Below are 9,397 nucleotides of genomic sequence, written 5' to 3' on the forward strand. Positions count from 1 at the left end.
GATCAGCCAGCGCATCCCGCCGGCGGCCCGCCCCGGGTAGGGCACCACGATCCAGGTGCCCTGGCCCGCGCCCCGTACCCCCGTCCCGATCCAGCGGTCGACGGTGCCCGGCGGCACGAAGAACCCCGTGCGGGCGTCGCCGAAGTCGGCGAGGACCGGCCCCGGCCGGTCGACGATCCGGGTGATCACATCGAGCGTCGGACAGCCCAGCCTCCCCGGAAGAATCAGCACGTCCCAGCGCCGGCCGGCGGGAAGGAGCGCGATCCCCCGCGGATCGCGCTCCCACTCCCACCGGCAGGCGTCGGGGTCCGGTGCCACCGACACAAGCCACTCGACCGCTGCCCTGACCCTCGAGCCAGCCATGCCCCGCCTCCGTTCCGTATCGCACCGGCAGGGAGTTGCCGGTGCGTTCACGGGAGAGAGCGGGTCAGGGCCGATCCATGACGTGGGTTCGGCTACCTACCGGTAGTGAACTGGGTCACGCCCCGGCTCAGCTGTCGAAGCCGAGCCCCATCCGGTCCATCGTCCGCAGCCACAGATTGCGGTGGCCGCCGTTGTCGTCGGCCCTGGCCAGGGAGCGCTTCGTCAGCTCGATGCCGGCCCAGGCGAGCGGCTCCGGCGGAAACGGCATCGGCTTGGTGCGCACCATCTCCAGCGTGGTCCGCTCCGTCCGCTCGCCGGCGAGGAGGTCGAGCATCACATCGGCGCCGAACCGGGTGGCTCCGACGCCGAGTCCGGTGTATCCGGCCGCATAGGCGACCCGGCCCTGATGGGCCGTACCGAAGAATGCGGAGAATCGGGAGCAGGTGTCGATCGCACCGCCCCAGGCATGACTGAAACGCACTCCCGCCAATTGCGGGAAGCATTCGAAGAACTGCCCGGCGAGCTTCAGGAACGTTTCCGGCCGCTGGTCGAGATCGGCGCTGAGCCGGCCCCCGTACGGATAGATCGCGTCGTATCCGCCCCACAGGATCCGGTTGTCGGCGGAGAGCCGGAAGTAATGGAACTGGTTGGCGCTGTCCCCCAGCCCCTGCCGGTTCTTCCAGCCGATGGCGGCGAGCTGGTCGGCGGTCAGCGGCTCCGTCATCAGTGCGTAGTCGTAGACCGGGACGGTGTACGGGCGCACCCGCTTCACGAGCGACGGGAAGATGTTCGTGCCGAGGGCGACGCGGCGGGCGAGCACCTTTCCGTACGGGGTGCGGACCGCCATTCCGGTTCCGGTTCTGGCCAGCTCCAGGCCGCGGGTGTGCTCGTAGATCCGTACACCCAGGTCGAGACAGACCTGCTTGAGGCCCCAGGCCAGCTTGGCGGGGTGCAGCATCGCGACGCCCCGGCGGTCCCAGAGGCCGCCCAGGAATGTCGGTGAGTCGACATGGGCGCGCAGCGCGTCGCCGTCGAGGAACTCGACCCCGTCGAAGCCGCGCCGCTCCAGCTCCTGGTGCCATTCCCGCAGCTCTTCGAGCTGGTGGGGCTGGGTGGCGACATCGATTTCACCGGTGCGCTCGAATTCGCAGTCGATGCCGTAGCGGGCGACCGCCTCCTCGATGGCGTCGAGGTTGCGTGCGCCCAGCCCCTCCAGCTTCTTGATCTCCTCGGGCCAGCGCTCCAGCCCGTTGGGCAGGCCGTGGGTGAGGGAGGAGGCGCAGAATCCGCCGTTGCGGCCCGAGGCGGCCCAGCCCGTCTCGTGCCCCTCGATCAGTACGACATCGCGTTCCGGTTCGCGCTCCTTGGCGAGCAGCGCGGTCCACAGTCCGCTGTAGCCGGCGCCGATGACGAGGAGATCGCAGTGCTCGTCGCCGGTGAGCGCGGGAAGCGCCTCGGGCCTGCCGGGGTCGTCCAGCCAGAACGAGAGCGGCTTCGCGTCGGCGAGTGACTGGGCGGCGGTGCTCATGGCAACTGGGGCCATGGTTTCCAACTCCTTCGGGACTTTCAGGGTCGTGCGCTGTTCTTACGCCGGTTCGCGATGAGCTGGCCGGCGAGAACCACCAGTACCGCAATGATGAACATTGCCGTACCGATGACGTTGATCTGCACGGGTGTACCGCGCTGTGCCGAGCCCCAGACGAACATGGGGAAGGTCACGGTCGAGCCCGCGTTGAAATTGGTGATGATGAAATCGTCGAAGGAGAGCGCGAATGCGAGCAGCGCTCCCGCGGCGATTCCGGGGGCGGCGATCGGCAGGGTCACCCGTACGAAGGTCTGTACCGGCCCGGCGTACAGATCGCGCGCCGCCTCCTCCAGCCTGGGGTCCATCGACATGACACGCGCCTTGACTGCCGTCACGACGAAGCTGAGGCAGAACATGATGTGCGCGATGAGGATCGTCCAGAAGCCCAGCTGCGCACCCATGTTGAGGAACAGCGTGAGCAGCGACGCGGCCATGACGACCTCGGGCATCGCCATCGGCAGGAAGATCAGCGAGTTGATCGCGCCGCGCGCCCGGAAGCGGTAGCGGACCAGGGCGAACGCGATCATCGTGCCGAGCACGGTCGCGCCGACGGTGGCCCAGAAGGCGATCTGGAGGGAGAGCGAGAGCGAGCCGCACATGTCGGCCACGCCGCAGGGGTCCTTCCAGGCATCCACCGAGAAGCGCTGCCAGGAGTAGTTGAACCGCCCGTTGGGCTTGTTGAAGGAGAACACCATCACGACGATGTTCGGAAGGATCATGTAGGCGAGGGTCAGCAGACCCGCGATGACGATGATATGGCGTCGCAGCCAGCGCAGTACGGGCATCAGACCAGGTCCTCCGTCCCGGAGCGGCGGATGTAGAGGGAGACCGCGATCAGGACGACCGCCATGAGGATGAAGGAGAGCGCGGCCGCCGTCGGATAGTCGAGGACGCGCAGGAACTGGGTCTGGATCACGCTGCCGACCATCTTGGTGTCGGTGGAGCCGAGCAGTTCCGCGTTCACGTAGTCACCGCTGGCCGGGATGAAGGTCAGCAGGGTGCCGGAGACGACGCCCGGCATGGAGAGCCGGAACGTCACCTTGCGGAAGGTGGTGGCGGGGGTGGCGTACAGGTCCCCGGCCGCCTCGTGCAGCCGGCCGTCGATCCGCTCGAGCGAGGTGTAGAGCGGCAGGATCATGAACGGCAGGAAGTTGTACGTGAGACCGCAGACCACCGCCATCGGCGTGGCCAGCACCCGGTTGGACTCGGTCCAGCCGAGCCAGCTGGTGACGTCCAGGACGTGCAGGGTGTTCAGTACGTCGACGACCGCGCCGCCGTCCGCGAGGATCGTCTTCCAGGCGAGCGTGCGGATCAGGAAGCTGGTGAAGAACGGTGCGATGACCAGCACCAGCACCAGGTTGCGCCAGCGGCCGGCCTTGAACGCGATGAGGTAGGCGAGCGGGTAGCCGAGCAGCAGGCACAGGATCGTCGCGGTGCCCGCGTACAGCAGGGACCGGATGAACTGCGGGTAGTAGTCGGTCAGCGCGTCCCAGTACGTCTGGAAGTGCCAGGTGACCTCGAACCCCTTCTCCAGGGATCCGGTCTGTACCGAGGTCGACCCCTGGTAGATCAGTGGCAGCGCGAAGAAGACGACGAGCCACAGGATGCCGGGGAGCAGCAGCCAGTAGGGGACGAGGCGCTTGCGGGTGGAGGGCTTGCGCGTCTTCGGCTCCTCGACGGGAGCGGGCGGCGCCTCCTGGGTGACGCTCACGCCGCGTCCTCCACCGTCTCCACACCGGCGTCGATGTCCTGGGTGGCGTCCAGGCCGAAGGTGTGCGCCGGGTTCCAGTGCAGGACGACCTCGGCACCCGCGGTGAGCCCCGCGCGCCGATCGACGTTCTGCTCGTACACATGGAGCGACTTGCCGGCCGGGCTCTCCACCACGTACTGCGTGGAGACGCCGATGAAGCTGGAGTCGACGATCCGTCCGGTGACCCGGTTGCGGCCCTCCGCTATCGCGTCCGCGTCGTCGCGGTGCGCGAGGGAGATCTTCTCGGGGCGGATGCCGAGCAGCAGCTTGCCGCCGTTCGCGGTCGGCGCCGGACAGCGGCCGGTGGGCAGCCGCAGCTTCCCGCCGCCGGCCGATACGACGATGTCGGTGCCGGTGGAGACGACTTCGCCCTCGATGAGGTTCGAGGTGCCGAGGAAGTTGGCGACGAACGTCGTCCTCGGGTTCTCGTAGAGATCGGCGGGGTCGCCGAGCTGCTCGACCCGGCCGCCGTTCATCACCGCGACGGTGTCGGCCATGGTCATGGCCTCCTCCTGGTCGTGGGTGACATGGACGAACGTGATACCGACCTCGGTCTGGATGCGCTTGAGTTCGAGCTGCATCTGGCGGCGCAGCTTGAGGTCGAGGGCGCCGAGCGGCTCGTCGAGGAGCAGCACCTGCGGGTGGTTGATCAGGGCGCGGGCGACGGCGACGCGCTGTTGCTGGCCGCCGGAGAGCTGGTGCGGTTTGCGCCGGGCGAAGTCGCCGAGCTGGACGAGCTCCAGCATGTCGTCGACCTGCTTCTTGACCGACTTGATGCCGCGCCGGCGCAGTCCGAAGGCGACGTTCTCCGTGATGTCGAGGTGCGGGAAGAGCGCGTAGCTCTGGAAGACCGTGTTGACGGGCCGCTTGTACGGGGGGAGGTCGGTGATGTCCCGGCCGCCGAGCGAAACGGTGCCGGTGGTGGCCTCCTCCAGACCCGCGATCATCCGCAGGGTGGTGGTCTTGCCGCAGCCGGACGCGCCGAGCAGCGCGAAGAAGGAGCCCTGCGGGACGGTCAGATCGAGCGGTTGGACGGCGGCGAAGGAGCCGTACGTCTTGCTGATCCCGGTGAGGCGGACATCGCCGCCTGTCTGCTGCTGTGTCATGGATCGCAGTCCCAGTGGTGTCAGAGATCAGGGGGGGAGGGCGTGGCGTCAGGCGCCGATGAGCTTGGCGAACTTCTCCTCGTACGCCGTCTCTTCCTCGGCGGTGAGGGACCGGAAGGCGTGCGAGGCGGACGCCATCTTCTTGTCCGGGAGAATCAGCGGGTTGTCGGCCATCGACCGGTCGATCTTGGCCAGTTCCTCGCGGACACCGTCGACCGGGCAGACGAAGTTGATGTAGGCGGCGAGCTCGGCGGCGACCGGTGGCCGGTAGTAGTGGTCGATGAGCTTCTCGGCGTTGGTCTTGTGCCGTGCCTTCACCGGGACCAGCATGTTGTCGCTGGATATGACGTAGCCCGCGGCGGGTATCGCGTATTTGATGTCCGGGTTCCCGGCCTGGAGCTGGATGATGTCGCCGGCCCAGGCGACGCAGGCGGCGATGTCGCCCTTGTCGAGGTCCGCGGTGTAGTCGTTGCCGGTGAAACGGCGGATCTGGTTTCTGTCGACGCCCTTCTGGAGCCGCCCAATCGCGGCGTCGTAGTCGGCGTCGGTGAAGGTGCCGGGGTCCTTGCCCATGTCGAGCAGGGTCATGCCGATGGAGTCACGCATCTCCGAGAGGAAGCTGACCCGGCCCTTGAGCTGGGGGTCGTCGAGCAGTTGGCTGACGGAGTCGATCCTGCGGCCGCCGGTCGCCTTGGAGTTGTAGGCGATGACGGTGGGAATCCCGGCCCAGGGATAGGAGTAGGCGCGGCCGGGGTCCCAGTCCGGGGAGCGGAACTGGGCCGAGAGGTTGGCGTAGGCGTGCGGCAGGTTCGACGGGTCGAGCTTCTGCGCCCAGCCGAGGCGGACGATGCGGGCGGCCAGCCAGTCCGTGACGCAGATGATGTCGCGGCCGGTGTCCTGGCCGGCCGCGAGCTGCGGCTTGATCTTGCCGAAGAACTCGACGTTGTCGTTGATGTCCTCGGTGTACTTGACCTTGATCCCGGTCCGCTGGGTGAACTGCTCCAGGGTGGGCCGGTGCTTGCCGTCGTCGGTGACGTCCATGTACTCGGTCCAGTTGGAGAAGTTGACCTGCTTCTCCTTGGCCGAGTGGTCGTCGGAGGCCGCCGCGGCGTCGCCCTCCCGCTTCGCGGGAGGGATTCCGCACGCGCTGAGCGCGCCCAGCCCGCCGAGCGTGAGCGCGCCGGTACCGGAGGCGCGCAGCAGCGATCGGCGGGTGAGTGCTCCCCTGCCGCTGGTCAGAGTGCGACGCATCGCGGCCAGCTGGGCCGCCGAGAGACGCTCGGGCTCGTACTGCTCCATGCGCGTTGCCCTTTCGGGTGGGTGTGCGGCCGGAACGGCCGGGTTATCGGTCCCCGAAGATCGTGCGGTGCCAGTCCTTGCGGGCGACCGCGGTGTTGTCGTACATGACGTGCTTGACCTGCGTGTACTCCTCGAAGGAGTACGACGACATGTCCTTGCCGAAGCCGCTGGCCTTGTACCCGCCGTGCGGCATCTCACTGATGATCGGAATGTGGTCGTTCACCCAGACACAGCCCGCCTTGATCTCGCGGGTGGCGCGGTTGGCCCGGTAGAGGTCGCGGCTCCAGGCGGAGGCGGCGAGCCCGTAGGGGGTGTCGTTGGCCAGCGCGATGCCTTCGTCGTCGGTGTCGAAGGGCAGCACGACCAGGACCGGGCCGAAGATCTCGGACTGGACGATCTCGCTGTCCTGGGCCGCTCCGGCGACCAGGGTCGGCCGGTAGTAGGCGCCGTCGGACAATTCGCCGCCGGGGGCCTCGCCGCCGGTGACGACGGTGGCGTAGGCGCGGGCGCGCTCGACGAATCCGGCGACCCGGTCGCGCTGGGCGTGGCTGATCAGCGGGCCGAGGTCGGTGTCCGGGGCGAACGGGTCGCCGACCCGGACGGTCTCCATCAGCTCGGCGACCCCCTGCACGAAGGCGTCGTACAGCGGGCGCTGGACGTAGGCGCGGGTGGCCGCCGTGCAGTCCTGGCCGGTGTTGATGAGGGAGCCGGCGACCGCTCCGTTGACCGCGGCCTCCAGGTCGGCGTCGTCGAAGACCAGGAAGGGGGCCTTGCCGCCGAGTTCGAGGTGGAGCCGCTTGACGGTGGAGGTGGCGATCTCGGCGACCCGCTTGCCGACGGCGGTGGATCCGGTGAAGGAGGTCATCACGACGTCGGGGTGGCCGACGAGGTGTTCTCCGGCGTCCTTGCCTGCGCCGGTGACGATGTTGATCACGCCGTCCGGGATGCCCGCCTCGGTGGCCGCCTGCGCGAACATCAGCGAGGTCAGCGGGGTGATCTCGGCGGGCTTGAGCACGATGGTGTTGCCCGCGGCGATGGCCGGGAGGACCTTCCAGGCCGCCATCTGGAGCGGGTAGTTCCAGGGGGCGATGGAGCCGATGACGCCGATCGCCTCACGCCGCACGTACGAGGTGTGGTCGCCGTCGTACTCGGCGGCGGACTTGCCCTCCAGATGGCGGGCGGCGCCCGCGAAGAACGAGGTGTTGTCGACCGTTCCGGGCACATCGAACTCGGTGGAGAGCTTGACCGGCTTGCCGCACTGGAGGGACTCGGCGTACGCGAAGTCGTCCGCCTGCTCGGCGAGGACGGCGGCGAAGCGGTGCATCGCCTCGGACCGCTCGGCCGGGGTGGCCCCCGACCAGCCGGGGAAGGCCGCACGTGCGGCGGCGACGGCCGCGTCGACATCGGCGGTGCCCGCCAGCTCGTACGTGTAGACGGTCTTGCCCGTGGCCGGGTTGACCACGTCGTGGCTGCGTCCCGATGTGCCGGGTCGCAGTCTTCCGCCGATGTACTGCGCGCCGTCCGCGAAGCGGTCCTGTACCTGGAAGCTGTTGCCCATCACGCTCTCCTCCGCCGCTGTCCCCGGAGTGCGGGTGCGGCGTAGCTTCTGCTCGATTTGAGTGCCGATCCTGACAGAGGGGACCCAGCCCAACAAGTGATTCCGTTGTTGCCTTTTGGTTACGCAACGGAATCTGTCGACCATGTGTCGCGTCAGTGCGGAATTCCCCGTACGTAGTGTCAGTGGCGGATGCCAGACTCGCGTGTCATGGAGCACATCAGCGACCTCGTCGCGCGGGCCGGCCGGGGCGAGAAAGTGAAGTATCTGAGGTTCTGGGGGCACCGGCCGCGGCCCGACGGCACGATCGGCGCGAACTGCCTCAGTCAGTGGTGGCCGTCGCCGTTCACGGTGGACGGGGTGACGTACGCGTCGGCCGAGCACTGGATGATGGCCGGCAAGGCGCGGCTGTTCGGTGACGCCGCGGCGGCGCGGACGGCGGTGGCGGCGAAGAGCCCGGCCGAGGCGAAGAAGGCGGGCCGGCTGGTCCGCGGTTTCGACGAGGCCGTCTGGGAGCGCGAGCGGTACGCGCTCGTGGTGGCGGGCAGCCTCCACAAGTTCGGCCAGGATCCGGCGCTGCGGGAGTTCCTGCTGACCACCGGCGACCGGGTACTGGTCGAGGCGAGCCCGATGGACCGGATCTGGGGCATCGGGCTGGCCGCGGACGATCCGCGTGCGCAGGACCCGGCGGCCTGGCGGGGGCTGAATCTGCTCGGGTTCGCGCTGATGGACGCGCGGACCGGACTGCGTGCCGGGCTGCCTGCCGCGACGGGGACCGGGACCATATGAAACGGCCCGTGGGGCGGCGGGATGAATTCCCGCCGCCCCACGGATGACCGGCGGCCTGGGGTCTTTCGTTTGGATCAGGCCGGAACCCGCGAGCCCGGCATGATCCAAACGAGAGGCCCTAGCGCACCACTCCGGCCGGGGAATCCACGACCAGGGAAGCCGACATCGGCTCGTAACCGGAGTCGCTCTCCTCCTCGAAGCGGTCGCTGGTGGCGGCCCAGATGACCATCCCCAGGAACGCGGCACTGACGACGATGCCGATCGAGCCGAGGATGATGCCGGCGAGGGCCACTCCGCCGTTGTCGGCCTCGCCCCGGTTGACCCGGCCCCGGCCTATCAGACCGAAGATCAGCGCGAGGATGCCGAGGATGACGCCGAGCCCGTACATGCAGAAGACCGCCACCGCGATGATGCCGAGCACCATGGAGGCGATCCCCAGCCCGTTCGCGGGCTGGGGCCCGCCCCAGGCGTTCTGGCCGTAGCCGGGGTATCCCGGGTAGCCGCCGTACTGCGGGGCCTGCGGGGCCGGGTAGCCGTACTGGCCGGCGGGCTGCTGAGGCGGTGCCGCGGCCGGGTAGCCGTACTGGCCGGCGNNCCCGGGCCGTACCAGCCGCCGGGGCCGGACGGCTGCCCCGCCTCGGGCGGGGCACCGAAGCCGGCCATGGGCGCGGGGCCGTTCCCGGCGCCCGGCTGCCCGCTCGCGTCCGGCGTCGGTGTGACGGCCTGCTGGTCGTGGACGGCCGACGGGCGGGTGTCAGCGGCGTCCTTCTTGTCCAGCGGCACCCTGTTGTCCGGCGGAGCCCACGGATCGCGCGGCACGGCCCCGTCCGCGGGCTGCTCTGTGTTGTCTGACATGGGCCTCCCCCATCGTGATGCCCGTCATGCTACGGCCAGCCCCCGTCCTACGATGACTTCCGTCCCCTGCCCGGTTCCCACGCGTATCCGGGCCC

9 protein-coding genes are annotated in these 9,397 nt (G+C 69.0%); 1 reads left to right on the forward strand and 8 read right to left on the reverse strand.

Annotated features, from left to right (window positions below):
* From J1C73_RS14175 to J1C73_RS14205, 7 genes are all read right to left on the reverse strand, one after another.
* A partial coding sequence (locus tag J1C73_RS14175; protein WP_207316686.1) for a hypothetical protein occupies nt 1–363 on the reverse strand: 363 nt, incomplete at its 3' end.
* Between the two features lie 127 nt (nt 364–490).
* Nucleotides 491–1,906 (reverse strand): NAD(P)/FAD-dependent oxidoreductase, encoded by a 1,416-nt coding sequence (locus tag J1C73_RS14180; protein WP_207316687.1) that lies wholly within the window; start codon nt 1,904–1,906, stop codon nt 491–493.
* Nucleotides 1,907–1,929: 23 nt separating this feature from the next.
* Nucleotides 1,930–2,733, reverse strand: coding sequence for an ABC transporter permease (locus J1C73_RS14185; RefSeq protein ID WP_123462577.1), 804 nt, complete (start codon nt 2,731–2,733; stop codon nt 1,930–1,932).
* Nucleotides 2,733–3,659, reverse strand: a complete 927-nt coding sequence (locus tag J1C73_RS14190) for an ABC transporter permease (RefSeq protein ID WP_207316688.1) — start codon at nt 3,657–3,659, stop codon at nt 2,733–2,735. The genes J1C73_RS14185 and J1C73_RS14190 overlap by 1 nt, the downstream gene beginning before the upstream one ends.
* The gene (locus J1C73_RS14195) at nt 3,656–4,804 is read right to left on the reverse strand and encodes an ABC transporter ATP-binding protein (protein WP_207316689.1); all 1,149 of its coding nucleotides are present in this window, start codon (nt 4,802–4,804) and stop codon (nt 3,656–3,658) included. Before J1C73_RS14195 ends, J1C73_RS14190 begins: the two co-directional genes overlap by 4 nt.
* A 48-nt stretch (nt 4,805–4,852) precedes the next feature.
* Nucleotides 4,853–6,103 carry a polyamine ABC transporter substrate-binding protein gene (locus tag J1C73_RS14200; RefSeq protein ID WP_123462571.1) on the reverse strand — a complete coding sequence of 417 codons (1,251 nt, stop codon included), beginning with the start codon at nt 6,101–6,103 and terminating at the stop codon, nt 4,853–4,855.
* Nucleotides 6,104–6,146: 43 nt separating this feature from the next.
* Nucleotides 6,147–7,661: a gamma-aminobutyraldehyde dehydrogenase gene (locus tag J1C73_RS14205; protein WP_124285348.1), complete on the reverse strand. Its 1,515-nt coding sequence runs from the start codon at nt 7,659–7,661 to the stop codon at nt 6,147–6,149.
* A gap of 207 nt (nt 7,662–7,868) precedes the next feature.
* Between J1C73_RS14205 and ybiA the strand changes: the two genes are divergently transcribed.
* Entirely contained in the window at nt 7,869–8,447 is a 579-nt protein-coding gene (gene ybiA / locus J1C73_RS14210; RefSeq protein WP_207316690.1) for a riboflavin biosynthesis intermediates N-glycosidase, read from the forward strand.
* A gap of 118 nt (nt 8,448–8,565) precedes the next feature.
* Here ybiA and J1C73_RS35990 read toward each other — a convergent pair whose 3' ends face one another.
* Nucleotides 8,566–8,871 (reverse strand): DUF4190 domain-containing protein, encoded by a 306-nt coding sequence (locus tag J1C73_RS35990; RefSeq protein WP_372446683.1) that lies wholly within the window; start codon nt 8,869–8,871, stop codon nt 8,566–8,568.
* Nucleotides 8,872–9,397 lie beyond the last annotated feature (526 nt).

Source organism: Streptomyces laculatispora, from assembly GCF_017353455.1.
Classification (GTDB): Bacteria; Actinomycetota; Actinomycetes; order Streptomycetales; family Streptomycetaceae; genus Streptomyces; species Streptomyces laculatispora.